The following is a 311-nucleotide window of genomic DNA, read 5'->3' on the forward strand; positions in this document are numbered from 1 at the left end:
TCAGTGAGTACACTGTTAAAGTTATTTTTATTGATATTAACTTTTTCGCGCTCAGATAATGCTCGATTATCTTGTCCATTGCTGTAATCACCAACAGCTAATAATTTAAGTGGTAATTCCACTTTTTTCTGCGCACCACCCGTGTGCAAGTCTAATTTGATATTAACCCGAGCCTTCGGTACTTCATTTTGGAAGCTATCTGACATTTTAGGAGTCCTTTAGTGGTATTACTCGCTTTAAATATGAATTATTGGTAAATGAAATATATTCTTTAACTTTAATTTGGCTTAAATCAGTTTGCTATTTTATAT

At 32.5% G+C, this 311-nt stretch carries 1 protein-coding gene; it reads right to left on the reverse strand.

The window, feature by feature from the left end:
• Nucleotides 1-206: type VI secretion system contractile sheath small subunit (locus tag ACNQ0T_RS23620; protein WP_417930431.1), on the reverse strand; the 206-nt coding region annotated here is incomplete at its 3' end.
• Nucleotides 207-311 lie beyond the last annotated feature (105 nt).

Source organism: Enterobacter cloacae complex sp.6700776, assembly GCF_048284255.1.
Classification (GTDB): domain Bacteria; phylum Pseudomonadota; class Gammaproteobacteria; order Enterobacterales; family Enterobacteriaceae; genus Enterobacter; species Enterobacter intestinihominis.